Genomic DNA, 23,708 nt, shown 5'->3' on the forward strand with positions numbered 1-23,708 from the left:
TAAAGATTTATTAAAGCACTTCATTACGGGTTCCAAACGCAAAAACACCTCCAAAGCTGCCCACATGTCCTGCGACATGGAGGCTTTCCCTTGAAGGTGTTTGAATTTATCCCAGTTTCTTGGATGCAAATGCCAACGTCAGTTGATCTGATCATCAGGTCGAAGTTCAGAACATTGCCTGCTCTTTCGCTAGTTCAAGCGTCGGTAAGGTTATGAAATTAAATTTGTCGAGTTCGCTTAAGGGAATCCATGCAACCTCAATTATATCCTGGTTATCTTGGATGGTATTGTCGATAAATAATGCTGCTCCAACTTTTTGGTGCTAGAGAAACATCATTATTTCTTTAGGCAAAAAATAAGAAAGCCGCACTTTATGCGGCTTTCCTTGTATGTAAATTCTCTTCGTTGTTACTGATTTTTCATTTTATCCAGGGTTTCCAGGTACAGCACTTGAAGAAATTTCTTAATATTGACCTTGCGCTTCTCCTGCGGGCATTTCTCGTCGATTTCCCGCATCTTGAGACGAACGTCCTCGAAGTCGAAATAAAGCGGCGCGTAATGCTCGAACTTCGGGTGGCTGTAGTCCGTGAGCCCGATGCTCGCCAAATTGGATAAAGCGGCGATGACGGTCCGGCGAACGCGCTGCTCCACCGCCTTCCCTTCCTTCTCGATATCGCCGCATTCCGGCTTGCTCCCCCGGGCTCCAACTTCGTACAACGCTTTGAGAGGCGGAAAGCCTCCGCCTTGATGTCTTGGAATCAGCCAAGACATCATCTCGATGATATCTTTGCTTCCGTTCTCCCCGATGATGCCCATGTCCATTAAGATCATGCGCATGATCTCTTTGGCATCGTGCTTTTTCCGAACGCCCGAAGGCTCCGAATTCAAGTCATCCAGCTTTGCGATCGACTGTTTGATTTCCTTCAGATAACGGGCCATTCGCCATTGCTCGCATACTTTGCCAAGCACGGCTTTGACTTCAACCCGGTTTATCGGCTTCTGGATATAAAATTCAATGCCGGCTTGATACGCTTTGCTGATCATTTCTTTGTTCTCGATCTGGGAGATCATGACATATTTCCCTTCGTACCCTTCCTGTTTCAGCCGGACGATCGTTTCGATTCCGTCCTGATCCGGCATCAATAGATCAATGAGCACGACATCGGGGTTTTCGCCTAGGATTAGTCGTTTTCCTTCAACGCCGCCTGCCGCCATTCCAATAACCTCGCCGACGCCGCCTTTCTCGATAATCGTCTGCAGCATCCGTCTGCTGACCGCATCATCGTCGACAATACAGAATGATAGCATAGCGCCTACACTCCCTTCTTCAGCTTAACGGTTGGTAAAGCCACGGAGAACGTGGTTTCAGTGTCCCTTCCCGGTTCCGACAAGAGGAGTCTGCCCGCAAACGAGCCGACGATATCTCGGACATGCGAGAGACCGATGCCGGTCGCAGCGACGCCTTCCTGATTGAATTTGGTCGTAAACCCGGGCTCGAACACCATATCCTTATCCTGTTCGGCAATCCCCGTCCCCGTATCGCTGACGATAAACAAGGTTTCTCCTTCGCGTTCGCGTACGCGGATGCGGATCGTCCCATGACGCTCGATCGCTTCGACCGAGTTGGCCGCCAAATTGTTAAGCACGGTGAGAAGCGGGATATAGTGGGCGGTCAGGTAATCGATGCCGACATCCTTCTCGATCTGGACCTCTTTCTTAAGCATCCTGCTGTATTCGCCGTTCGACTTGCCCACAAGCTCGATGATCTCCGCCAAGGTCATTTCCGGTGCGCTCTCAAGGTCGACCAGCTTCATCAGTCCGGCCAGGATGCGCTGTGAATCCTTCTTCACCTCGTGGATCTGCTGGGTAATCCCGAGAACGGACCGGCCGTAGTCGTTTAATCCTTCCTTGTTCAGCTGACCGTAAAGAGCGTGGCTCTTCGCGGTAATCTGTTCGATGACATCCATCGACTTGCGCAAATAGAAGACCTCGCCATAGAGCCCGCTGCCGACATTGATCATTTGCTCGATCCGTTTCTGCTGTTCGGCGTGAACGCTACGCATTTGGTGTACGGCGATGCTGCTGTAGATACCCGTCGTGAAATAGCTGCGCACCACGGCGATGACCGATATCAGCAGCCACTGATTGGGTTGAAAATAAGGCAGTCCAAAAGCGGCACTGCGCATCAGCAGCTCCGCTTCATTGGAGACAACGTCGATCAGCGACACGCACGCGCCCAGAATAAGCGGATTAAGCTGATGCAATCTGCGTTGAATGAGGGCCATTCCGGCCCCGAAGACGACGTAATAGAGCATGGCGGAGAAGTGCGTTTTCAGGCTGTCGAGAATATGGAACGCATCGGCCGAGGCTGCTCCGTCCAGCGATACCCGAAACAGCAGCACCGTCGCGCCCGCGGCGATCCCCGTCCGCCAATATGGCAGATGGCTCATCAACAGAAGCAGGAACAGAAAGGCGCTGCTGCCTAGACCGATGCGAAAGACCTCCCCGATGAACGGGTTGATCTTGAACTCCCCGGCAACCGCTACAACGATGGCGACAATGGTCATTTGCATGCTTTCGGATTTGGACCAATTTTGTATGGCTATAGGAATAACTCCCATCGGGATTCTAATGTCCGCGATTGCTTAACCCCATTTATTTTCCAGGCGCCTAGCCGCAAGCGACAGCGCGTAATTGACCGCGAAATACAAGACGGCCACAAGCGCGAGAATCGGAAGGGTATAATTGTAATTTTGCGCGATGACGATCTTTGAATGATGCATCAGCTCGGGCAGCGAAATGACGATGGCAAGCGATGTGTCCTTGAGCAAGGAGATGAACTGGCTTACGATTGGCGGCACCATGCGCCTCAGTCCCTGCGGAAGCACAATATGCCAAACCGTCTGCATATAAGTGAGGCCCGACGAACGGGCGGCTTCGACCTGGCCTTTCGGGATAGAGCTTAATCCGCTGCGCACGATTTCCGAGATCATGGCGGCTTCAAATACCGTTAGACCCACGATGGCCGAGCTCATGACTCCCAGCTTTAGGCCAACGTCCGGCATTGCGAAATAGGTGAAAAACAAGATCAACAGCAGCGGCAAATTGCGGATAAACTCGACTAGTACCCCAAGTATGCGGGATACGACCGGAATTCTCATATAACGCAGCGTTCCGGTGATGCTGCCAAGCACGAAGCTCAGCACGATCGCGACGAAAGCAACCCAAAGCGTAATGCCGAAGCCTTTCATGATGAAGATGAGATTATGGTAAGAAAAAGCGCCAGCAATGTCCATCCGCCGATCCTCCTAAAAGTGATTATCGAATTTTGCGTTTCACTATCCGTTCTTGGCCAATTTTCGTTCGAGCTGCAGCGCCGCGAAGCTTAAAGGGATGGTCAGAACAAGATACAGCGCCGCCACGAAGATATAGGTGTCGAAGGTCGCGTACGTCTTGCTGGCCACCTGATCGCCGTAATACATCAGGTCGAATCCGGCGAAGACACCGAGTATGGACGAGTTTTTCACAAGGTTGATGAATTGGTTGCTAAGCGGCGGAATGACGATTCGAATCGCCTGCGGAAGCACGACATGCCGCATTGTCTGCATATACGTCAATCCCGACGCTCTGGCTGCCTCCGTTTGTCCCGACGGAACGCTCATGATCCCTGCCCGGATGGCTTCCGCGACGAAGGAAGCCGTATATACCATTAGTCCGACCGTGCCGCATATAAATCCGCTTAACGTCAAGCCAAGCGAAGGCAGGCCGTAATAAAACACAAACACGACAAGCAGCAGCGGTATATTCCGAATGAACTCGACGTAAGCCGTCCCGATCCACCTGAGCGGCTTGACGGACGAAATTCGGAATACGGCGATAATCGTCCCAACAGCGAAGCTGCCAAGCAATGCGATGACGCTCGCCCAAATCGTGTTGCCAAATCCTTTCATATAGATTCCGAAGTGGTCCATAAAAATCGATATGTCCGGCATGCAATCTCCTCCCGCTATTCCCGATATACAGAAGATGGGTGGCACTTGGCCACCCATCCCGTCGTACGCATTCCTCTATTCCCCGGACGGGGCTTCGCCTATCCATTTCTCGTAAATCTTGTCGTATTCGCCGCTGTCGTGCAGCTTCTTCAATCCTTCGTTTACGCTATTAAGCAGATCGGCTGCACCCTTCTTGATCGCGATGCCGTACGGCTCGTCGGTGAACGGTTCCCCTACAACCTCGTAGCCCGGGTCCTGAACGGCCATGCCGTAGAGAATGGCGTTATCGGTTGTCAGTGTATCGCCCTGACCGGCTTTGAGCGCGCTGAACGCGTCCTGGTAGTTGTCGAACTCCAGGATGGCGGCGTCCGGAACCTTTGCTTTAATGTTGTCAACCGATGTCGAGCCTTTCACGGCCAATACTTTCGTGCCTTTCTTGATGTCGTCTATGCTCTTGATTGGACTGCCTTTCTTCACGAGAAGGGACTGGCCCGCCTTGAAGTATACGTCGGAGAAATCGACTTCCTTCTTGCGTTCTTCCGTAATCGTCATCGTGGCGATGATCATATCGATGTCGTTGTTGTTCAGCATCGGAATGCGCGTTTTGGAAGTAACTTCCTTAAGCTCGATTTTGGTCTCGTCGCCGAGAATCTCCTTGGCGAGCGCTTTGGCGATGTCGACGTCAAAGCCTTCGACGTTGCCGCTTGCAGGATCCTTCAGGCCAAACAGCTTCGTGTCGTACTTGACGCCAACAACGAGCTTCCCTCGCTTCTTAATGTCGCCGAGCACCGACGCCTCTTCAGACCCGTTCGCTCCGTTGTTGTTGCCTCCTTCGTTGCTGCCGCATCCGCTCAATAAGATCGTGGCGAGTAAAGTCATTGCAATGCCAAACGTCATCCAACTTCTTTTCTTCATAGCTTAATTCCCCTCTCCGTCCTCTATGGAATTGCAAGGTTTGATCATAGGGTGCGGTCGCGCTTTAATGACGCAATACGCGATGGAGAAACACCCGCGCCCTTTCTTCCCGAGGCTGCTCGAAGAATTCCTCCGGCGGAGAGATTTCGACGATTTGCCCTTTGTCCATAAAGACAACGCGGTCCGCCGCTTCCCGCGCGAAGCCCATCTCGTGCGTAACGACGACCATCGTCATCCCTTCATGCGTTAAGGTCTTCATGACGTCCAGTACTTCACCGACCATTTCCGGGTCAAGCGCGGAGGTCGGCTCGTCGAAGAGCATGATCTTGGGCTTCATGGCAAGCGCCCTGGCGATTGCCACGCGCTGCAGCTGTCCTCCGGACAGCTGCGAAGGAAACGCGTCGGCTTTGTCGGCGATGCCGACTTTCTCCAAATACATCCTGGCTATATCCGCCGCTTCCGGCTTCGGCACGCCAAGCGCCTTTATTGGTGCGAGCGTAATATTGTCGATCACTTTCAGATGCGGATAGAGATTGAAGTGCTGGAAGACCATGCCGATTTCCCGCCGCAGCTTGTTAATGTCAGCTTTCTTCTCGGTGACGTCAACTTCGTTAACGGTCAGACTGCCGCTTGAAATCGCTTCAAGCCGGTTGATGCAGCGGAGGAGGGTGCTTTTCCCCGAGCCGGATGGTCCGACCACAACGACGACTTCCCCTTGCGCAATTCGAAGATCGATGCCTTTAAGCACATGAAAATCGCCATAATGCTTCTCCACTTGCTGAAATTCAATCACCGCAATCCCCCTTTCCGTTGCTTATGCACTTTCCGATGGACAGGTTATGTTATGTAAGATCACATGCTATGTAGACAACTATAATGAAACCCTACGCAATCCTAACGAATCCGACAACAAACTCATTATTTATTCTTTACTTTTCATTCCGACACACAAAGAGAACCGGGAGCCATTATATAGACACGGTTAAGCAAGAACGCCAATATGGCTCAAGCCTTGGGATTTCGGGAACGCCTTTCTATATCTTCAACAATAAATATGCCTTGACCGGGATTCGATCGAGCAGCTCATTCTTGGAGGACCCTCGAAGAGCGGTTTTTGTCGGGAAAGTTACTATTGTACTTGTCGAGCAACTCCCCCCGCCATCCTCACTTAAGACCATAAACCCAGTCGCAATTGAATAGCTTCCGGGCGATGTCCTACCATCGCCTCTATTTCGAGCAAGAGAGTTCCAAATTCAATAGGTTGGGTCTATAATGTTCAATTAATAAACGCATAACAAGAATTTCTAGAGGTGGTGATGCTGGCTGCAGTACCAAAATGCCGCGATGGGAGGCCTAAAACAATGGCAAAATACCGTGCATTATTATTGTGTCTGTTGCTTCTAGTTTTCATGGTTAGCGGGTGTTCTGGCGGGTCTTCATCCAACAACGAGATGAAAACGCTTACCCTTTGGTACTGGAACCGGAGTCTGGACGATAACTTGATAAGCGGGGTCCAGAAGCAGTTTCCGGGTATTCGCATCAACGCGCAAAAAATCGGCGGGGATTTCAAATCCAAGCTGAAAACAACGCTCGCTGCCGGCAGCGGCGGACCTGATATCGTAGCCTTTAACGACTGGGTTACCGAGCTGTTCCCGAGCGCCGACCGTTTCTACAATCTTTACGACCTTGGAGCGAAGGACATTGAAGGTGACTACCTCGACTGGAAATGGCAGCTTGGAGTTACGCCGAAGGGCGAAATGATCGCCATGCCGATCGACACAGGTCCAACCGCCTTATTTTACCGTGAGGACTTGTTCAAACAAGCGGGGCTCCCAACCGACCCGGAAGAGGTTCATCGGGTGATGGGGACTTGGGAAGACTACTTCGCCGCAGGCGAGAAGCTTCAGAAAGCGTTAGGCGGCAAGGTGAAGCTGCTTGACAATATCGGACAAGTGTATAACCAGGTGAACGCGCAGTCTGATAAAGTTTATTTTGATAAAAACGAAAATTTCATTGGCGAGGATCCCTCCTCTTCCATGAAGAAGGCATGGGACCTGGCGGTAAAAGCCACGCAATTGGATCTGCTCGCCAATGCAGGCACATTCTCCACCGAATGGAACGCGGCTATGAACAACGGCAAGATCGCATCCTATGTGGGCGCCGTTTGGAGTAAGCAAATCCTGATGGACGCGGCTCCGGATACGGCGGGCAAGTGGCGCGTCGCGAGAGCTCCCGGCGGAGACGGCAATAACGGCGGTTCTTTCCTCGCCATTATGAAAACGAGCAAATACCCGAAGGAGTCCTTCGAGGTGATGAAGTGGATCCTGAATTCCGAGAATCAGGTGACCAGCTTTAAGGAACTCAACCTGTTCCCTTCCGCCTCCAAGGCGCTCGATTCGGATGTCATGAAGCTGCAAGAGGAGTTTTTCGGCGGGCAAGCAACCGGTGAGATTTTTACGGAGTCCGCGCGCAACGTGAAGCCCTCCTATTTCGGGACGAAATACTCCAACCTGAATGGAATCGTGAACCGTGAATTGTCATCGGTTGCCCTTCAAGGCAAAAACCCGGATAAGGCTTGGAAAGATGCGCTATCTAGAGTGAAAAAGGAGCTGCTGCGTTAAAGAATCATACCATCCCGGCAATGGAGGTAGAATCTGATGGGACAACCATTACAGAACCGAACGCAATTCGATCCCGGAAGCTCCGTGCAGCTCTTGGAGCGGAAGCAAGGATTAGCGTCTGAAATATGGAAGCACCGCAAAGAATACCTGGCCATTTCTCCCTTTTATATCCTGTTTGCCGTCTTCGGCTTATTCCCGATTCTGTTCTCGATGTATCTTTCTTTCCAGCGATGGGACGGCATTGGCGTGATGACCTTTAACGGCCTTAACAATTATCAATTTATGGTCACCGATCCCGAATTTTGGAAAGCGGTAGGCAATACGCTCCTGATCTGGGTTTATTCGACCATTCCGATGTTATTCTTCGCGCTCATCATCGCGTTTTTGCTGAATGCATCGTTTGTGAGGTTCCGTACCTTCTTCCGGATCGGTTACTTCTTGCCGAACGTCACTTCACTTGTTGCGGTTGCCATTGTATTCAGCACGATATTCTCCAACAATTACGGACTGCTGAACTATATCCTGTCCCTCTTCGGCCTTTCCCCCGTGGAATGGCTGAACAAGACGTGGGGCATTCAGCTGGCCGTGTCCATCATGGTCATCTGGCGCTGGGTCGGATACAATGCGATCATTTATTTGGCGGGACTCCAAAGCATTCCTACCGTCCTCTATGAGGCCGCCAAAATTGACGGTGCTACCGGCATCCAGTCCTTCTTCCGCATTACGATCCCGAATTTGCGGCCGATTATTCTTTTTACCGTCATTACCTCTACCATCGGAGGCATGCAGATCTTTACCGAATCGCAGGTGCTCGTCGGCAACGACGGCGGCGTTAGCGGCGGGGGGCTGACCATCGTTCTCTACCTGTACAGGGAGGCCTTCGTGAACAATTACTTCGGCTACGGCTCCGCCGTCGGCTGGGGCATGTTCATATTGATTGCCCTCTTCTCGATCTTCAACTGGCGGGTAATTCAGGGCGGCGGTGCCAAAGATGAATAAACGGGGTGATACGCATGGTTAAAAGAAAGTCTGCCATCCTGCTCTATTTCGGGCTGATACTCGGTCTTGTCGTTTCCGTCTTTCCATTTTACTGGCTTGCCGTCATGGCCACGCGTACAACGGCGGAAATTTACAGCTTCCCGCCAAAGTTCTGGTTCGGGACGCATTTGATAAGCAATGTGACGCGGGTGTTCGATAATGTCGATTTCATCGGCGCGTTTCTCAACACGCTGTTCGTGGCCTCTTGCAGCACCCTGCTGGTCCTGTTCTTTGATTCCTTGGCTGGATTTACGTTCGCTAAATTCAATTTTCCGGGCAAAAAATGGCTGTTTGTCCTGCTGCTTGCCACGATGATGGCGCCTTCGCAGCTCTCGCTCGTTCCTTCCTTCGTCATCATGGCGAAGTTCGGGTGGGTTGGCTCCTTCAAGGCGTTGATCATTCCCGGCATGGCCAATGCATTCGGCATTTTCTGGATTCGCCAATATACGCAGGAAGCCGTTCCTTCCGAGCTGCTCGATGCGGGGCGTATCGACGGCTGCGGCTTCTTCCGGCTCTATTGGAACGTCGCTATCCCCATCCTTCGACCGGCGTTGTCCTTCCTGGGAGCATTTACCTTCATCGGTTCCTGGAACGATTATCTCTGGCCGCTGATCATCCTGAACGACGAGAGTAAATTTACGCTGCAGGTGGCTCTCTCCTCCTTGAACGGTATCTACGTGACCGATTATGCCATGATCGTAGCAGGCACGCTGCTGGCGGTTATTCCGCTCATCGTACTGTTCCTGTTCGTCAGCAGGCAGTTTATTTCCGACATTGCGGCCGGCGCGATAAAAAGCTGAACATAGCCGTAAAGCCAATTTGATGAGAAACCCAGGTCTTCAACAAGACGCCTGGGTTTCTCTTTTTGATTAATCACGTTAATAAAAAAAGATAATGAAAAGGACTCTGTCCCCTTCATTATCTCTTGTTAAGAAAAAATGGTTTTCGATCCTGACCTTGACAGCCAGTATTTGTACAGTTCGGGCAGCGCCACTCCGATAAGCACGATAATCACGCCTAACCACTGCAATCCGCTTACTTGCTCGTGAAGCACGATCGCAGACATAAGCACCGCCACCGGCAGTTCCGCTGCCCCGATGATGCCTGCCATATCCCCGCCGATATGGGGTACGCCGGTTGCGAACAGTACAGATGGAATGAACGCTCCAAAGACGCCTAGCAGCAAGCCGAACACAAGCAGTTGGCTCCAGATCAATCCATTGAAGAGGAACGTTGGCGGGAACAAAATGCAAAGCAGGATTAAGCCGCCAGTTACCATCCAGGCACTGCGGTAGGCAGGGTGCGCATTCGATACGGCCTTGCCGTTAAACAGAACGAATAGAGAATAACTAACCGCGGACATTAGACCTAGCGCAATGCCGCGAATATGAATTCCGCTATGACCATTCTCCAGGAAACCGGCAGCGATTAGCGTGCCCCCGAGGAGGATCACCAACGTTAGCAGCGTTAGTTTTTCAGGCCGTTTGCGTTTTATCGCCGCCTGGATGAGTACGCTGATCCACGTAAATTGGAATAATAAAATGATGGCGAGTGATGCCGGAATATAACGCAGCGATTCATAATAGACGAGACCGGTAATGACAGTTGGCGTACCCGCAGCCATGAGAAGGAGACATTGCTTCCACGTTAGCCGCTGAAAAACCTGTCCCGACGCAACTGAATCTTGCCGCTGGCCTGCCTTGCGCGCCCCTCGGTTCTGTCTGAATTTGGTGTATATCGCAAGTAACCACGATAGGATAAATCCCGTCATAAGTTGGCTTCCCACAACCTCGCCTAGCTGATAGCCCTGTCCGTATGCCAAAACCACGATCGTTGATAATATACCATAGCTCATTGCTCCCGCGAGAACGGCCAAATAATACTTCATTGCTTGAATAACCTCCTGCTTCCAAAAAAAATAGGTCAGCATGTCATGTGCGTTGTCCCGGATTGGGGTCTTCTGACGGAAGTGAAGACGCAAAAAATCCTAACTCCGTCGCCTGAAACGAGCATTAAGCTCATTTGCGGCTTCGTAGTTAGGAAGTAAAGGCTCCCTGTAGAAACCCTCGCCCTGTGCGAACGCATTCGCCTGCGAGGTTATACGAAAAGAATATGAATCATGCGTTTCCGCATTAGTGACAACGTTTCATATATTACATGCCAGGTAAGATCCTGTCAACTCATTATTTATCCAAAAATTCCAATGCTTCCTTGTCAAACTCTTCATAGTGAATTCCCTTGATATCTCCGGATTTAGCATCCATGTTAATGATCATGCGGTCGGAGATTCCGGCTGTGTCATTACCTAAGGTATGAAACATAACGGTCCACATCCCGTCGCTCAAAATGGCATCCTCCGATTTGATGATCAAATTTTCTTTTTCATGTTCGTCAAACCATTCTCTGACTTCCTTATTTTCTTTTGCCTTTGCTTTTGCTTGATCCACAGTCATGATCTCGGGTTCTTTATCCATTTTCAATTCGATGGGGACTTTGGAAAGAAACCTCTCCTTGTCTTGCATTTGGAAAGAAAAATACACATCATACATGCCGCTTAATGCATGCACCGAGCTCTCATTCGTTAATCTAACCTCCCGTTTAAATGTGATTTTCTTATTAAATGTTTCGTTTGGCTTCATTTCCTTTAAGTCATTGGGATCGAATATATCCTCACATACAACTGCTTTTTCACCACTTGCAATTAGGTGAGTGTATGCATCTTCCTTTTGCACATAAATCATAAAAGGAATCCCGCACCGCTTGTTGTAAATAATCGTGTTCCCGCTGTTATTGGTAATCGATGCATCTACCTTTATGCTGTCGCCTATCGTTATTTTGGCTTTTAATGTAAGCCCGTTCTGTTTGAAGTCGTGCGTGATCATATTCAGGCTGCTTGATGTTGTCCGTAGATTTGTGCTCCTTGCCCTTTTCTTTTCTATGGGAAAATATCAACTAAAAAGGCCGCGAAATTCGAAGTTGACTGCATGATATTGTTATCTTTTATCCCCGAAGTGTTAAATAACCAATCTAAAAAAAGCTGCCAAGGAAATATGGCAGCGTTCTGTCTAATACTCCCGAATTAAAAGGTACTTGATTTATGAGTGTCCGGGCACCAGCGCGCTGCCCGATATTGCTTAATCAGCACGTCTACCGCCCTAGCTGAGCGGATAGCCGTCAACGCTTCGAAAGCGTAGGCTCTGGCATACCGGTCCTGGCTTTGCAAGCCCGAAACAAGCCCGTCGATGACGAGATCCGCGTCGCCGTGTTTCCCGATTCTAAGTAAGGACAATGCCGCTGTATAGGCAATTTTGTTCGTTATATATTCTTGATTGTCTACATAAGAGTCCGTGCTGACGTTCTCTTTGCCCGCAGACTCTCTAGCAACCGCTTCTTCGAGCGTCCGGACCAATGCCGGTACCGTCTCATCTGCTGGCTCGGCGATCATTCCTAACGCTTCGACGCCATTCCGTCGTACCCATTCGCTTGCGTCATTCAACGCGACGATTAAAGAAGGAACAGCGGAAGAGGCTGCCGATCCAAGCATCCCGAGCATGAATGCGGCCAGAGCTCGTCTGTTCTCATCTTGATGCGCTAACAGCTGAATTAGTCCGGGAATGGCATCCTTGCCGGAAGCTTGGAGTCCATAAGCTGCTCGCTGTGCTGTTAACCTGGATCCTTCAGCCACTTCCTTCAACAAAGCCTTTGTGCCTGAATCCCCTATATGTCCAAGGGCATATACGGCATTTAGAGCTGCATTCTCAGACGAATCGCCTATCAGCTCCGCCAGCTTCGGAACGGCTGCCGCTGCGGCCTTGCCAATGAGGCCAAGCTTGTCGGCCGCTTGACTGCGGATGACCTCATTCTCTCTCGACAATGCCTCGATCAAAGCAGGCACCTCTGCAAGCTCGCCGCCAGGGGTCTTCTCCTTGCCTCCCTCTCCCTTAAGCCAGCTCCAAACATCATTCCATAAATTCAAATGCGCATCAGATGCATCGGGCGGGAAGTCCGCTTCAGCCTTTGTATGATTCCAGCTTGGAGATTTCGGTTCGGATAGACGGACAAATTGGAACTTAAGCATGTAACGGTCAATGATGGACGTGTTCAGCGAAGCCTTATGCCACAGATCGAAGTGAACGAGCGCGATCGTGCCTGCTTTTCCCGTCGGCAGCAGCGTTGATTGGTTCGGGAATGTCTCGTTATATTGGGAGCCGGGCATAATGGCGGTCGGGCCCATGTCTTCCGTAATATCCTGCGTATAGTAGAACATCATGACCCACCATGGACGATGACTGCGCATGGATGACCAAAAGCCGTCTTTATGCCAATCCCCGCCCCCCGGCTTTCCGTTACCCGGCTGATTGAAATGCATATGGCGATGCGGATGCATATAATAGTCAGGTCCCAGGACGCTAGTTAACGCGCCTTTCGTTACCGGCGTCTCAAAGAATTTCTGGATGTCCGGCACGCGTGGCAAAATATTGTTGCCGGGATTCCCCTCATTTTGAAGGACGAAATCAATCTGGTTCATTACGCTTCGATGCAGTTCATCCGGTAAATCATTATGAAGCACCAGATATCCGTTCGTAATAAACTGAATCATTTGTTCGTCATTAAGCAAATTCATCTCATTTGACATTCTGTACAGCCCCTTCGTTAACAGGTATTTGTGATATATTAAATGTACCTGGGGCCGTCTAATTTGTATTTAGACTTCAGTCAGATCGTTGCACAATAGTCAGGTGAATTTAGAATAATAGGATTAATGTTGAGAGGGAGAAGCTTCGCGATGGATTTTTCCAAATTCCACCCGTATGTTTATTACGCCACGAAGTATCCGTTCTACCGGGGACAGAGCAGCCTTAATCGATACGTTTACTCTAGTTCCATTACCTTCATTACGGAAGGAAAAGGTTTCCTTCGTCTGCGGGATGCCGAATATGCGGCTTCTCCCGGCATGATGGTCTATATGGAACCCGGTCAAGCGCATGATTGGATCGCGGACGCGGACGAGCCTATGACGCATGTGTGCTGCTATTTTGATTGGTATTACGTTGATCGCACGGAAGCGTTCAGGGATGAGGCTGCCCCAATCTGCTATGAACGGGATTTGCTGCGTGAGGATCTGCTCGGCGAGTCATTTCCGTACCCTCTGCCCGAAATATCATACGTAGGTGCTTCGCTGCTAAGCTGGACCGATCTGCTGCAGCGGTGCTTTATCTCAAACGAGCACACAAATGAACGGACTTTTTTGCGCAGCATGTCCGCTCAGAGCCATTTTAGCGAATTCATCCATCAATTCCTTGCGTTCTCGCTTCAAGACTCCTCCTATATCCCGGATCCTCGAATCAGCAAGCTGCTCGAGCGAATGGAAGCCGAGCTGCTGAACGGCGACGATATCGAGCTGGAGCGTTACTCCGATGAGATCGGCGTCAGCAGGGGTTACTTCTTCGAGCTGTTTAAGCGAACAACCGGCTTATCGCCGATCCAATACATGAATCAGTTCCGGATTAGCCGGGCAAAAGAGGATTTGCGCTCCTCCAACCTCAGCATTATGCAAATCGCGGACAAATATCATTTTAGCTCCGTGCATTACTTCTCCAGAACGTTCCGCAAGTATGCCGGCAAGTCGCCTCAAATGTTCCGCGAATCGGAACATTAACGGGAGTCCGGAAAATGATCTTAGAAAAGAGCTATCCAAGAAGCAGATGCTTCGAGGATAGCTCTATTTGTTGCTGCTATTAAATGTAATCTACCCGCGATTTCTGCGTGAAGGATTGCGTTTACGCCGGTTCCAAAATGCCCGGCTTTTATCCTTCCAATTGACCAGGCCATCGCCATCGAGGTCAGCTGTTGGTACAGGGATAAAGTGAAATCATAGGCCCAGTTATACCAAGAGGGTTGAAATAAATCGATGTCGATTACAACAAAGGAATGTTTACTTTGGTTTTCCAAAGCGATTCTCCACCGATCCGCCTGACGCTGAGGACGTTCTTTCCACCATGCATTAATTCCGGGATATGAAAAGCCCCATGGCTGGCGGCAAGTTACTGGAACTAAGCTGTCAAAAGTCTTTTCCAGGAAATCTCCACTCCCTGCCCTCGAGTTATGATTGGCATCTGATTATGCAGAAATTGTTAATCATCCTGCACTAATAATCCCAACTCGCCTTGAGTAACTTATCTCTATCGGACACCTAAATTTGGTGGTCTTATTACGCAAGCCATTAGGATCACAGCTTTGATGATTTTAAATCTTGGCTCCTAAAGCTTCGATGTGGCGTTAGCCCCAATACTTTCATAGAGGAGATATATCATGAGCGAAGGCATTGAAAACAAGGTCGTGCTGATCACGGGGGGCGGCACCGGACTTGGAGCGGAAACCGCTCGACTCCTCGCATCCAAAGGAGCGATTGTGGCGGTGGCCGCGCGCCGGAAGGACAAGCTCGACGAGGTGGTTGCGCAGATTAAGGAGGCTGGCGGCAAGGCCGGCGCCTATCCGCTTGATGTGGTCGACAAGGTGCAGTTCAAGTCTGTCGTCGATTCGGTCATTGCCGATTTCGGCAAATTGGACGTGCTCGTAAATAACGCGGGACTTATGCCAATCCGTCCGATGGCCGAGGTGAATACCGACGAGTGGGACGCGATGATCGACATCAACATCAAGGGGGTTCTGTATGGCATAGCCGCGGTACTTCCTATATTCCTTGCTCAAAGCAGCGGTCACATCATCAACATCAGCTCAGTTGCCGGGGTCAAGGTCTTCTCGCCTGGCGGTACGGTCTATTCGGGTACGAAATTCGCGGTGCGCGCGATTTCCGAAGGCTTGCGTCATGAAGTCGGAGACAAGGTTCGGGTAAGCTCTATCGAGCCCGGAGCCGTGGAAAGCGATCTCAAGTACAGCACCACGGGAACAGCGCAGTCCACGGTGATGGAGTTCTACAAATCGGCCATTCCGGCCAGCGCGGTGGCGCGGTCCATCGCCTTTGTCATCGAACAGCCGGTTGAGGTCGATATTAACGAGATTGTTCTGCGTCCTACCGTGCAGGAGTTCTGATCTTTCTCTAGCAAGAAAATAGGCAAGACAAAAAGGGAACGCAGCCGATCGTGCATCGGCTGCGTTCCCTTTTCATTCGTTCACAAGACGGTTTGTTATGCTGCCAAGCTTCTCGATGGTGATTGTGACGATATCCCCGTCCTTCAGATAGACCTGCTTCTCGGGCGGGTAACCAAGCACGACCCCTTCCGGCGTTCCGGTAAGGATGATATCGCCCGGCAAGAGCGTCATATGCTGAGACACATAGCTGACGATCTCCTTGCAATTGAAGACCATATCGGACGTGTTGGAGTTTTGGCGAAGCTCCCCATTTACGGTCGTTTGGATCGCAAGGTTGTTTGGGTCGCCTACTTCATCCGCCGTGACCAAGTAAGGACCAAGCGGCGAGAAGCCGTCGCATGATTTGCCGAGCAGCCATTGCGGGGTCCTCATCTGCAGGTCGCGCGCGGAAATATCGTTGACGCAGCAATAACCAAATACGTGGTTCAGTGCGTTGTCTTCGGAAAGATACTTGGCTTCCTTACCAATAACGATGACAAGCTCTGCCTCGTAATCCACTTTGCTCGACACGCGCGGTAGCGGGACATCCTGTCCGTGACCCGTCAGCGTGTTGTTGAATTTATTGAACAAAATCGGGTATTCCGGAATCGGCGCGTTTGTCTCCTCGGCATGCCGTCTGTAGTTGAGCCCAATGCAGATGATCTTTTGCGGATTTGTGACGCAAGGACCGAAGTCGAGTGATTTTTCGTCCAACCAATAAGAGCTCGGGTGATCGGCGGAAGCTGCTTTTTCCGCAAGTGCGCCTAAAGCTTCGACAGCCGGCCATCCTTCTGCGATGACGTTATGAACATCAGTTGGCACCTCGCCAACCAGACCGAGCTCCCGCGCGGAGGCTGCGACGTCCAGCACGCCGTGATCCGTTTTGATTCCGAGTTTATTTTCGCCGTTCTTTATAAATGTAATAAGTTTCATCATTACCTCCTAGGCGTTTTTACCGAACACGACACCGCCGTCGATATATAACGGGGAGCCCATCATGAATTTAGATTCATCCGACGCAAGGAATATGGCCGCTTGCGCCACGTCCTCCGGCCTGCCCAAATCTCCGCTCAGTTGACGTTTGCGCAATGATTCGTAAGCTTGATTCGGATCGTCATAGGATTTCGCAAGAAAATCTTCCACAAACGGCGTCAGTATCGTTCCAGGCAGCAAAGCGTTCACGCGAATATTATAAGGTGCGTAATCGACCTGCATCGATTTCGTTAGGGCCAGCACGGCGCCCTTGGATGCCGAATAAGAAGCGCGGCGCGCAAGCCCGATCTCCGCGATGCAGGAAGACATGTTGATGATGTTCCCGGACTTGCGCTCCATCATGCCGGGAAGAACGTATTTGCTCATCAGAAAAACGCCGCGTACATTAACCTCGATCACCCGGTCCCATTGCTCCGGGTCCGTCTCATGGATAGCGCCGACACCGCTTATGCCCGCATTATTAAATAGCACGTCGATATAGCCGTACTTTTCATGCGATTGTCTTACAAGCTCTTGCACGGAAAGAGGATCGGCGACGTTCGCCTGAATGAACGCCGCCTTGCCGCCTTTGTCGCGGATCTGCTGTGCGGTATCTTCTCCCTTAACGGCATCAAGGTCGTTTACGATGACCGAGGCGCCTTCCTCGCCGAAGCGCAGCGCGGTGCTTCGGCCAATCCCCGATCCCGATCCCGTAATCAATGTTACCTTATCGATTAACCTCATGTGATGCCTCCAATTTTATTATTGAGCTTATAGAACCGGATCGCATTGCCGCCAAAGAGGTCGTCACGCTCCGCATCCGTCAAGTTCGGCAAAGCCTTGTTCACGATATCCACGACTTGCGAATAAGAAGCAGCCAGTAAACAAACGGGCCAGTCGCTGCCGAATAGGAGACGACGGGTTCCAAATGTTTGCGCGACGCAATGAATATAGTCCTCGAAATCGCCGTGTTCTTCCTCAGTTGCTGCTGCTTGAACGACGATTGTCTTATCAATCCCGTTTTCTTGCAAAATCGGTTCCAAATCGACAGGCAAATAATCTTGATAAAGGATCGAAAGCTCAGGCGTCAGCCACCCGTAGTCGCCACGGGAAAGCAGCCAATAGTGTTGATGCGCATCAATTCTCGGCATCACCGGATCGTCCCCTCCCCGATTTATCGAATGCGATAATTATCAAAGGATTGCGGTAATATCGTGGTCGAAGCCCCTGGCATTTCCGGAAGAACGTAATGCCCGTTCTTCACCGTTGCCGGCTCTTCGAAAATATGCCGAATCCATGGAATGTACTCGAGCATGATGGCGTTTGGCGTCGATGCGACGAGATGTTGATGGATTTGGCCCATATCGCCTACGTGAGGGCAAATCGGCACATCGTAGGATGCCGCCAAACCAGCCACTTGAAGCCATTCGGTAATGCCGGCAACGCGAGTTACGTCAACTTGGCAATACTCGACCGCGCCACTCTGAATATAATCTCGGAATGCGTATTTGTTATACACGTGTTCGCCTAAAGCAATCGGTACGTTTAGTTCGTCCGCAAGCTTTTTATGTCCCATAATATCATCCGGGTTAAGCGGTTCCTCCAGCCAGAATAGATCAAATTCCTCCAGCTTTTTGCCCCACGTCATGGCCGTGTTGATGTTCCACTGCTGATTGACGTCGATCATGAAGATAACTTCGTCGCCGATTGCTTTGCGCACTGCCTTGCAGCGATCATAATCTTCGCGGGGATCAGGCTTGCCGACTTTGATTTTAACGCCCGTAAATCCCGATTCGACGATCTCCGTTACGTCTTGCAGCAAACGTTCCTTTGACCAGTTGAGCCAGCCGCCGTTCGTATTGTAGGCTTTGATAGGTTTGGATTTTGCTCCGCCGAGGTACTGCCACAGCGGTTTGTTCGAGGCCTTCGCCATGATATCCCACAGCGCGATATCCACCGCTGCCAGAGCCATATGGGTAACGCCGGAACGGCCGATCCAATGCATTTTTCCGAATCTCATGTCGTTCCACAACTCTTTCACCATGAACGGATCTTTGCCCACGAGAAGCGGAGCGTAGTATTTGTCGATCGTATCCACGATCATATCGTCGCCATGCGCGCAAGTGCCGGTGTAACCGTAGCCAATAAATCCTTCATCCGTATAGATGCGAACGCCCGCTAATCCCCAGTGCGTGGCTGCGTTAATGGCATCGGTAATCGGGGGTGTGATCGGGACGTGCAGAACAAAGCTTTCTACTTTTGTGATTTTCATCTTCTTGGCTCCCTCATATGCAAGATGGTCATCTATTAATACCCAAGCGAAGCGCCCCCGTCGACGGGAAGCGCAACGCCCGTCACGAAACCGGATGAATCACTGGCCAAAAAAAGAGCTGTCTGCGCCACTTCGTCCGATGTTGCAGGTCGGCCTAGCGGATGCATCGCGTTCAAATCCTGAACGGTTTGAACCGGATCATCCTGTTGGCTAATCCATTGCTCGAGCAATGGCGTTGTTACACCAGCGGGACAGATGCAGTTAACGCGTACGCCGTATGGGGCGTAATCCAGTGCCAACGCTTTAGTCAAAGCGTTCATTCCGCCTTTGGTTGCGGCATAGACCGGATTCATTTTTTGTCCAATCAGCCCATTCAGCGACGACATATTGACGATGGATCCCCTCGTTTTTTTGAGCTCCGCGATCGAATGCTTAATCATCAGAAATACGCTCTTCAAATTCACGTTGAAGATCCGATCCCATTCTTCCTCTTCAAATTCTTCCAGATATTTCGGCATGATCGTTGCCGCGTTGTTAACCACGACATCGATCCGTCCGAATCGTCGCACCGCCTCTTCCATGAGCTGCCGAACATCTTCTTCCTTGGACACGTCGGTTTGAACGGCAATGGCGCTTCCGCCTAATTGTTCGGTTAGCCGGGCTGCATCACTCACATTCCGGTTAGCAATAACCACGTTAGCTCCTTCTGCGGCAAATAACCGTACAATGGCCTCCCCGATGCCGGAAGAACCTCCGGTGACAATAGCCGTTTTACCTAATAACTTCATCTTCATGCCCCCTTTTCATATATCGTACATGATTTATGATAAAAAACTTATACAAAGAACGCGCGCGTCCGTTTGTACGAGTTTTCCAGATGTTGCTTCAATGCTTGCTCCGCAGACTGCTCATCCCTGGCTACCAAGAACTGAACGATCCGCATATGTTCTTCCCATTCAACCTGAATCAACTGCGGCTTCAAATCCTTCTGGTACAAAGCCAAGTATCTTTGAATTTTCTCGATATACGTCTCGATTAAATTTCTCAACGAATGGTTGCCGCAATGATTCAGAATCAATCCGTGCAAACCCTGGTTCATCTCGGCTATAACCTGGATGCGTTGCTCACCGGACTCCATATCGGAGCGCGGGTATTCCTCCATCGCCTTCTTCAATTGTTCGAGCTCGGATGCTGGAATCAAGCGAGCAGCTTTGCGGATGGAGAGGCACTCCAGCTCCATTCGGATTTCAAACATTTCATCCAGCTCTTGCAGCGACATTTTTGCCACGAACATGCCTTTGAAGGGCACCGTATCCACCAAGCCTTCGGCCGCCAATCGAGAGAGCGCTTCGCGAATCGGAATATTGCTGACCTCGAGATCGCGTGCCAATTGATCGATATTGACCTTCTCGCCTGGCGCGATATCGTGGTTCAAAATATGGCCCTTCAGGAGCGCGTAGATTTCTTCCGTTAATACGTAACGATTCAAGCTTTTTTTCATCACATCATCGCCTTGTTCATTCATATATCGTACACGATTTATACTAGCGATAATTTCCTTTTATTGCAACCGTTTTCTTTGAGATAGACACGAGTCAAAGAAAAAAACAGCTGAAGGTTTTTCGGCTGTTTCAAATTAAGATCTATTGATCTTTTCTCCCCAGACTCTCTCTAATCATGCCCAGTCGGAACAAGTTCGCATCTCCCGTTACTTCAAATTTTATTTTGGGAAACAGAGCGTCCCACTCTTTTCGGTATTTTGTGTTCCAAATATGCGGATAAGCACGATACGCTTGCAATCCAAATCCGATGGCATCGCTATTGTTTTGCTGCATTTTATTTATAGCAAGATTAATATTATCAGCCATTTGCTGCGCAATGATCTGCTCTATCTGTTTTCGTTGCTCCGAATAGTCGTAATTTCTTTCCAGATTAAGATCTTCATCCATACTCACCTTCACCATGAAGTGAATGCGGTAGGACAATTCATCATTCTTCATAATCGGTTTAATGCTTGTTTTCACTTGATTGATCGTTACGGTTGAATACTTCCCATCTAGCTTAATCGTCTCGTCATAATTGCGAATGTACTGATTCAGAAGCCGAAAGCCAACTGCCGTTTTCCCTTCTAGCTTCCCGGTCATTCTCCCATTATGAAAAAGGGCAAAACTTTCACTGCGAATATCTTCCGATTCCTGGCCCTTGATTGCGGTTTTTACCTTCTGTACATACGGGAAATAGGCATCCTCGCCTACTGTAATGAGCTTACCGATAATTTCCATTAGATTGATATCCGCACTTGTCTCCGATTGTAATTCTTCCCTCAAAGATTCTGCGGAAAAACGTTCAAGGCGTATATCGGCGTTCAGCAAATCATGGGCTTTACCTTCGGAAATAGCTATAAAAGTGGACAATCTCTTCTCTGGCGTACGGGTGATTGCATCTAATATGGTTTCAATGCCTTCCGTTCTTGCCAGTTCCTCGCCAATGATGATTACGCGTCGATGCCCAAAAAACAGATGCCTGGGGAGACGATTTTGAAGTTTCGAAACGGCTTCGCTAACGGTTTTGCCTAACTCCGTTTTTACGGTGAATGGTTTCTGTCCACCGGATCCGCCGCCACCACCCATACTCCCCATATTGCCCGTAAGAGGTATAAGCACGCTGATACGAATATTGTCCCCTTCTTTGTCCGCTCCGCCGGCTAACACAAACGCAACGTCATTAATTTCGCGGCGATCCCAGCAGCCGGTCAGCAGGAGGAGCAGCCCCAAACAAATACTAACAGACAACGCATGGTTTAAATGGTTTATCTTCATAGCTGTATTGGACAATCCTCCTTGCCAGATTCAGAAATAACGTAAATTGGAGAACTCTCATCTACGGAAAATCCACGAGCTGTGTTTTCTCTTTTTTGAGGTATTATTACCCAGTTCGCGTTATTTATGTATGCTTAGTTCCTTCCTCTCGCGCTGACGGTATTCTCCGGGAGTCGAATTAGTCCATTTGCGGAAAGCCGTTTGAAACGCGCTAGGCTCGGAGAAATGCAGCAAATAGGCAATCTCTCCGATGGTATACTCCGGCTGTGCCAAATAACGGATTGCGAGCTCCTTGCGAACCTCATTGGCCAATCGGTTGTACGAAGTATTCTCCGCTTTCAGCCGTGATTGCAAAGTTCTGGGGCTCATCAAGAACGCCTTGGCCGCTTCCTGGAGATTCGGAAAATGAGTCGGCATGCATTCGATAATCCACTTGTTAAGATCGCTCGTCAGCTCGGAGTGATTGGAGGAAAGCTTTGCTCTAACCTCCTCGGCCATGGCTTGAAAGACATCCAATAACCGCGTATCCGAGCCGGCAATCGAATAGTCAAGCATCTCTTTACTGAATTGCAGCGAATTGGCCTGTTGATGGAATTTCGGCATGATCCCGAATACAGCCTCATACTCTTCAGTCTGCGAAGGCGGAGCGTGCATGAATCGAACCTCTCTAAGAGGGAGAGCTCGACAGCTTAACGCAAGCAGAGCCTGATAGATGGAGGCCATCGTCCCCTCTATGAAGTGCCGGCTCGGAGCTCCCGGCGAGTTGCCGAGAAACAAGGATATGACAACATCCGTGCCGTGAACCTCGATGCCAACGTTTAAGCCGCTGCAATCGATGAAGTTATATTTCTGATAGGCCGATAACGCTTTTCCCAATGTCTTGGAATGCAGCATGACGTAGCCAAGAACCCCTAGATCGGAAAGGCTCATCCGCTGGCCCTGATGCAGCCCGAACATGTCGTCACCCGTATACCGGGCAGCTGCCATGATAATTCTATCAAAATCGCCTTGGACGATTCGAGCATCCGGGCTTCGGAACAAGCCGGGATCCACCCCCGCGAAAGTACAAAAGGAATCCCAATCGTACCCGCCAAGCGCCATCGATTTCATTATTGGAAATACGAGAGACGCGGATACGTCGTCCCTATTCATACATACTCTTCCTTCCGTTGCGCGAATGATCAACTCGTTTGCGTTTTTTATCATTTTTTGTAATCCCCTGAGGACGTATCATTGAAATATAACAATCATACCATGGAGGTTTGAAATGAAAAATAACATTGCAGTAATCATCGGACACCCCAATCCTGATAGCTTTTGCAATGCGCTGGCACAAGCCTATACGAAAGGTGCAAGAAGCAGCGGAGCGGAAATTCGCGTCATTGATCTCGGTAAGATTCATTTCGATCCGAATTTAAAATACGGCTACCATAAGCGGACGGAGTTAGAGCCAGATTTAGTGGCTGCGCAGGAGACGATCAAGTGGGCGGATCATCTTGTATTCGTCTATCCAAATTGGTGGGGCTCGATGCCGGCGATTTTGAAGGGCTTCTTCGACCGGGTGCTGCTGCCAGGCTTCGCCTTTAAATCCAAACCCAATTCTTTATTGACCACGAAGCTGCTTAAGGGGAAAACCGCTCGCCTCATCGTGACGATGGATACTCCGCGCTGGTACTACCATCTATTTCTAAATAAGGCCAACCACCTTATCATGAAGCGTAATGTTTTGTATTACATCGGCATCAAACCTGTAAAAATCATTGAATTTAATATGGTTAAGTTTAAGAAAAAAGAAGTTCTGGAAGGATGGTTGCGCAAAGCCGAGGCACTTGGAGTTAAAAGAGGATAACCGCGAAAAACGGATGAAAAACAATGGATCAATGTTAAAACCCAAGCCGAACGTCGGCTTGGGTTTATTTTCGCCCAATCAGCTTTTAATTAGACATGTCGCATAGCGCATGTGAATTCCTCTGTTATGAAAAGACGA

24 protein-coding genes and 1 riboswitch are annotated in these 23,708 nt (G+C 49.9%); of the genes, 6 read left to right on the forward strand and 18 right to left on the reverse strand.

Translation table 11 applies throughout. The annotated features are described in order from the left end of the window. Positions 1 to 408: 408 nt before the first annotated feature. The 6 genes from M3194_RS12685 to M3194_RS12710 all read right to left on the reverse strand — a co-directional run bounded on the left by M3194_RS12685 (position 409) and on the right by M3194_RS12710 (position 5,700). Entirely contained in the window at positions 409 to 1,308 is a 900-nt protein-coding gene (locus tag M3194_RS12685; protein WP_251654382.1) for a response regulator, read from the reverse strand. Positions 1,309 to 1,313: 5 nt separating this feature from the next. Then, positions 1,314 to 2,567, reverse strand: a complete 1,254-nt coding sequence (locus M3194_RS12690) for an ATP-binding protein (protein ID WP_251654383.1) — start codon at positions 2,565 to 2,567, stop codon at positions 1,314 to 1,316. Positions 2,568 to 2,645: 78 nt separating this feature from the next. Beyond that, positions 2,646 to 3,296, reverse strand: a complete 651-nt coding sequence (locus M3194_RS12695) for an amino acid ABC transporter permease (RefSeq protein WP_251654384.1) — start codon at positions 3,294 to 3,296, stop codon at positions 2,646 to 2,648. A 42-nt stretch (positions 3,297 to 3,338) separates the two neighbouring features. Continuing rightward, a complete protein-coding gene (locus M3194_RS12700; RefSeq protein ID WP_251654385.1) occupies positions 3,339 to 3,992 on the reverse strand; it encodes an amino acid ABC transporter permease in 654 nt (217 codons plus the stop codon). A 75-nt stretch (positions 3,993 to 4,067) separates the two neighbouring features. Continuing rightward, the gene (locus M3194_RS12705) at positions 4,068 to 4,907 is read right to left on the reverse strand and encodes a glutamate ABC transporter substrate-binding protein (RefSeq protein WP_251654387.1); all 840 of its coding nucleotides are present in this window, start codon (positions 4,905 to 4,907) and stop codon (positions 4,068 to 4,070) included. A gap of 64 nt (positions 4,908 to 4,971) precedes the next feature. After that, positions 4,972 to 5,700, reverse strand: coding sequence for an amino acid ABC transporter ATP-binding protein (locus M3194_RS12710; protein WP_251654389.1), 729 nt, complete (start codon positions 5,698 to 5,700; stop codon positions 4,972 to 4,974). Between the two features lie 568 nt (positions 5,701 to 6,268). Here M3194_RS12710 and M3194_RS12715 point away from each other — a divergent pair. Genes M3194_RS12715 through M3194_RS12725 form a run of 3 tightly spaced genes read left to right on the forward strand, consistent with a single transcriptional unit; the run spans position 6,269 to position 9,366 of the window. Then, on the forward strand, positions 6,269 to 7,528 hold the full coding sequence (locus M3194_RS12715; protein WP_251654391.1) for an ABC transporter substrate-binding protein: 1,260 nt from the start codon (positions 6,269 to 6,271) through the stop codon (positions 7,526 to 7,528). Between the two features lie 36 nt (positions 7,529 to 7,564). Further along, positions 7,565 to 8,527 (forward strand): carbohydrate ABC transporter permease, encoded by a 963-nt coding sequence (locus tag M3194_RS12720; RefSeq protein WP_251654392.1) that lies wholly within the window; start codon positions 7,565 to 7,567, stop codon positions 8,525 to 8,527. A 14-nt stretch (positions 8,528 to 8,541) separates the two neighbouring features. Beyond that, a complete protein-coding gene (locus M3194_RS12725) occupies positions 8,542 to 9,366 on the forward strand; it encodes a carbohydrate ABC transporter permease (RefSeq protein WP_251654394.1) in 825 nt (274 codons plus the stop codon). Between the two features lie 128 nt (positions 9,367 to 9,494). Here the strand turns inward: M3194_RS12725 and M3194_RS12730 are convergent, their stop codons facing one another. From M3194_RS12730 to M3194_RS12740, 3 genes are all read right to left on the reverse strand, one after another. Continuing rightward, entirely contained in the window at positions 9,495 to 10,454 is a 960-nt protein-coding gene (locus M3194_RS12730; protein ID WP_251654395.1) for an EamA family transporter, read from the reverse strand. Between the two features lie 125 nt (positions 10,455 to 10,579). Next, positions 10,580 to 10,691: riboswitch (purine riboswitch) on the reverse strand. A 58-nt stretch (positions 10,692 to 10,749) separates the two neighbouring features. Then, positions 10,750 to 11,448, reverse strand: coding sequence for a hypothetical protein (locus M3194_RS12735; protein ID WP_251654397.1), 699 nt, complete (start codon positions 11,446 to 11,448; stop codon positions 10,750 to 10,752). A gap of 197 nt (positions 11,449 to 11,645) precedes the next feature. Then, on the reverse strand, positions 11,646 to 13,202 hold the full coding sequence (locus M3194_RS12740; protein WP_251654399.1) for a HEAT repeat domain-containing protein: 1,557 nt from the start codon (positions 13,200 to 13,202) through the stop codon (positions 11,646 to 11,648). 150 nt (positions 13,203 to 13,352) lie between these two features. On the opposite strand from M3194_RS12740, the gene M3194_RS12745 reads away from it, so the two are divergent. After that, positions 13,353 to 14,225 carry a helix-turn-helix domain-containing protein gene (locus M3194_RS12745; protein ID WP_251654401.1) on the forward strand — a complete coding sequence of 291 codons (873 nt, stop codon included), beginning with the start codon at positions 13,353 to 13,355 and terminating at the stop codon, positions 14,223 to 14,225. Positions 14,226 to 14,245: 20 nt separating this feature from the next. On the opposite strand, the gene M3194_RS12750 is transcribed toward M3194_RS12745, so the two are convergent. Then, positions 14,246 to 14,518 (reverse strand): hypothetical protein, encoded by a 273-nt coding sequence (locus M3194_RS12750; RefSeq protein WP_251654402.1) that lies wholly within the window; start codon positions 14,516 to 14,518, stop codon positions 14,246 to 14,248. A 360-nt stretch (positions 14,519 to 14,878) separates the two neighbouring features. Between M3194_RS12750 and M3194_RS12755 the strand changes: the two genes are divergently transcribed. Beyond that, positions 14,879 to 15,619 carry an SDR family oxidoreductase gene (locus tag M3194_RS12755; RefSeq protein WP_251654404.1) on the forward strand — a complete coding sequence of 247 codons (741 nt, stop codon included), beginning with the start codon at positions 14,879 to 14,881 and terminating at the stop codon, positions 15,617 to 15,619. Positions 15,620 to 15,691: 72 nt separating this feature from the next. Here M3194_RS12755 and M3194_RS12760 read toward each other — a convergent pair whose 3' ends face one another. The 8 genes from M3194_RS12760 to M3194_RS12795 all read right to left on the reverse strand — a co-directional run bounded on the left by M3194_RS12760 (position 15,692) and on the right by M3194_RS12795 (position 22,927). Continuing rightward, positions 15,692 to 16,591 (reverse strand): fumarylacetoacetate hydrolase family protein, encoded by a 900-nt coding sequence (locus tag M3194_RS12760; protein WP_251654891.1) that lies wholly within the window; start codon positions 16,589 to 16,591, stop codon positions 15,692 to 15,694. 9 nt (positions 16,592 to 16,600) lie between these two features. Further along, complete coding sequence (locus tag M3194_RS12765; RefSeq protein ID WP_251654405.1) at positions 16,601 to 17,374, reverse strand: SDR family NAD(P)-dependent oxidoreductase; 774 nt, start codon at positions 17,372 to 17,374, stop codon at positions 16,601 to 16,603. Further along, positions 17,371 to 17,781 (reverse strand): amidohydrolase family protein, encoded by a 411-nt coding sequence (locus M3194_RS12770; protein ID WP_251654892.1) that lies wholly within the window; start codon positions 17,779 to 17,781, stop codon positions 17,371 to 17,373. Before M3194_RS12770 ends, M3194_RS12765 begins: the two co-directional genes overlap by 4 nt. A gap of 23 nt (positions 17,782 to 17,804) precedes the next feature. Continuing rightward, positions 17,805 to 18,902, reverse strand: a complete 1,098-nt coding sequence (locus M3194_RS12775; RefSeq protein ID WP_251654407.1) for a mandelate racemase/muconate lactonizing enzyme family protein — start codon at positions 18,900 to 18,902, stop codon at positions 17,805 to 17,807. 35 nt (positions 18,903 to 18,937) lie between these two features. After that, positions 18,938 to 19,690, reverse strand: a complete 753-nt coding sequence (locus tag M3194_RS12780) for an SDR family NAD(P)-dependent oxidoreductase (protein WP_251654408.1) — start codon at positions 19,688 to 19,690, stop codon at positions 18,938 to 18,940. 47 nt (positions 19,691 to 19,737) lie between these two features. Next, positions 19,738 to 20,403: a GntR family transcriptional regulator gene (locus tag M3194_RS12785; RefSeq protein WP_251654410.1), complete on the reverse strand. Its 666-nt coding sequence runs from the start codon at positions 20,401 to 20,403 to the stop codon at positions 19,738 to 19,740. 142 nt (positions 20,404 to 20,545) lie between these two features. After that, positions 20,546 to 21,736 carry a Ger(x)C family spore germination protein gene (locus tag M3194_RS12790; protein ID WP_251654411.1) on the reverse strand — a complete coding sequence of 397 codons (1,191 nt, stop codon included), beginning with the start codon at positions 21,734 to 21,736 and terminating at the stop codon, positions 20,546 to 20,548. 105 nt (positions 21,737 to 21,841) lie between these two features. Beyond that, on the reverse strand, positions 21,842 to 22,927 hold the full coding sequence (locus tag M3194_RS12795; RefSeq protein WP_251654413.1) for an AraC family transcriptional regulator: 1,086 nt from the start codon (positions 22,925 to 22,927) through the stop codon (positions 21,842 to 21,844). A 61-nt stretch (positions 22,928 to 22,988) separates the two neighbouring features. Here M3194_RS12795 and M3194_RS12800 point away from each other — a divergent pair, with 61 nt between their 5' ends. Continuing rightward, positions 22,989 to 23,570 (forward strand): NAD(P)H-dependent oxidoreductase, encoded by a 582-nt coding sequence (locus M3194_RS12800; RefSeq protein ID WP_251654415.1) that lies wholly within the window; start codon positions 22,989 to 22,991, stop codon positions 23,568 to 23,570. Positions 23,571 to 23,708 lie beyond the last annotated feature (138 nt).

Source organism: Paenibacillus glycanilyticus (genome assembly GCF_023715145.1).
In the GTDB taxonomy this organism is placed as follows: Bacteria; Bacillota; Bacilli; order Paenibacillales; family Paenibacillaceae; genus Pristimantibacillus; species Pristimantibacillus glycanilyticus_A.

Coding starts and splice junctions, on each gene's coding strand:
- M3194_RS12765 (WP_251654405.1), bottom strand. CDS start 17,374: ATGAGGTTAATCGATAAGGTAACATTGATTACGGGATCGGGATCGGGG.
- M3194_RS12735 (WP_251654397.1), bottom strand. CDS start 11,448: ATGATCACGCACGACTTCAAACAGAACGGGCTTACATTAAAAGCCAAA.
- M3194_RS12720 (WP_251654392.1), top strand. CDS start 7,565: ATGGGACAACCATTACAGAACCGAACGCAATTCGATCCCGGAAGCTCC.
- M3194_RS12780 (WP_251654408.1), bottom strand. CDS start 19,690: ATGAAGTTATTAGGTAAAACGGCTATTGTCACCGGAGGTTCTTCCGGC.
- M3194_RS12700 (WP_251654385.1), bottom strand. CDS start 3,992: ATGCCGGACATATCGATTTTTATGGACCACTTCGGAATCTATATGAAA.
- M3194_RS12760 (WP_251654891.1), bottom strand. CDS start 16,591: ATGAAACTTATTACATTTATAAAGAACGGCGAAAATAAACTCGGAATC.
- M3194_RS12715 (WP_251654391.1), top strand. CDS start 6,269: ATGGCAAAATACCGTGCATTATTATTGTGTCTGTTGCTTCTAGTTTTC.
- M3194_RS12695 (WP_251654384.1), bottom strand. CDS start 3,296: ATGGACATTGCTGGCGCTTTTTCTTACCATAATCTCATCTTCATCATG.
- M3194_RS12730 (WP_251654395.1), bottom strand. CDS start 10,454: ATGAAGTATTATTTGGCCGTTCTCGCGGGAGCAATGAGCTATGGTATA.
- M3194_RS12800 (WP_251654415.1), top strand. CDS start 22,989: ATGAAAAATAACATTGCAGTAATCATCGGACACCCCAATCCTGATAGC.
- M3194_RS12755 (WP_251654404.1), top strand. CDS start 14,879: ATGAGCGAAGGCATTGAAAACAAGGTCGTGCTGATCACGGGGGGCGGC.
- M3194_RS12770 (WP_251654892.1), bottom strand. CDS start 17,781: ATGCCGAGAATTGATGCGCATCAACACTATTGGCTGCTTTCCCGTGGC.
- M3194_RS12795 (WP_251654413.1), bottom strand. CDS start 22,927: ATGATAAAAAACGCAAACGAGTTGATCATTCGCGCAACGGAAGGAAGA.
- M3194_RS12725 (WP_251654394.1), top strand. CDS start 8,542: ATGGTTAAAAGAAAGTCTGCCATCCTGCTCTATTTCGGGCTGATACTC.
- M3194_RS12690 (WP_251654383.1), bottom strand. CDS start 2,567: ATGACCATTGTCGCCATCGTTGTAGCGGTTGCCGGGGAGTTCAAGATC.
- M3194_RS12705 (WP_251654387.1), bottom strand. CDS start 4,907: ATGAAGAAAAGAAGTTGGATGACGTTTGGCATTGCAATGACTTTACTC.
- M3194_RS12685 (WP_251654382.1), bottom strand. CDS start 1,308: ATGCTATCATTCTGTATTGTCGACGATGATGCGGTCAGCAGACGGATG.
- M3194_RS12745 (WP_251654401.1), top strand. CDS start 13,353: ATGGATTTTTCCAAATTCCACCCGTATGTTTATTACGCCACGAAGTAT.
- M3194_RS12775 (WP_251654407.1), bottom strand. CDS start 18,902: ATGAAAATCACAAAAGTAGAAAGCTTTGTTCTGCACGTCCCGATCACA.
- M3194_RS12785 (WP_251654410.1), bottom strand. CDS start 20,403: ATGAAAAAAAGCTTGAATCGTTACGTATTAACGGAAGAAATCTACGCG.
- M3194_RS12740 (WP_251654399.1), bottom strand. CDS start 13,202: ATGTCAAATGAGATGAATTTGCTTAATGACGAACAAATGATTCAGTTT.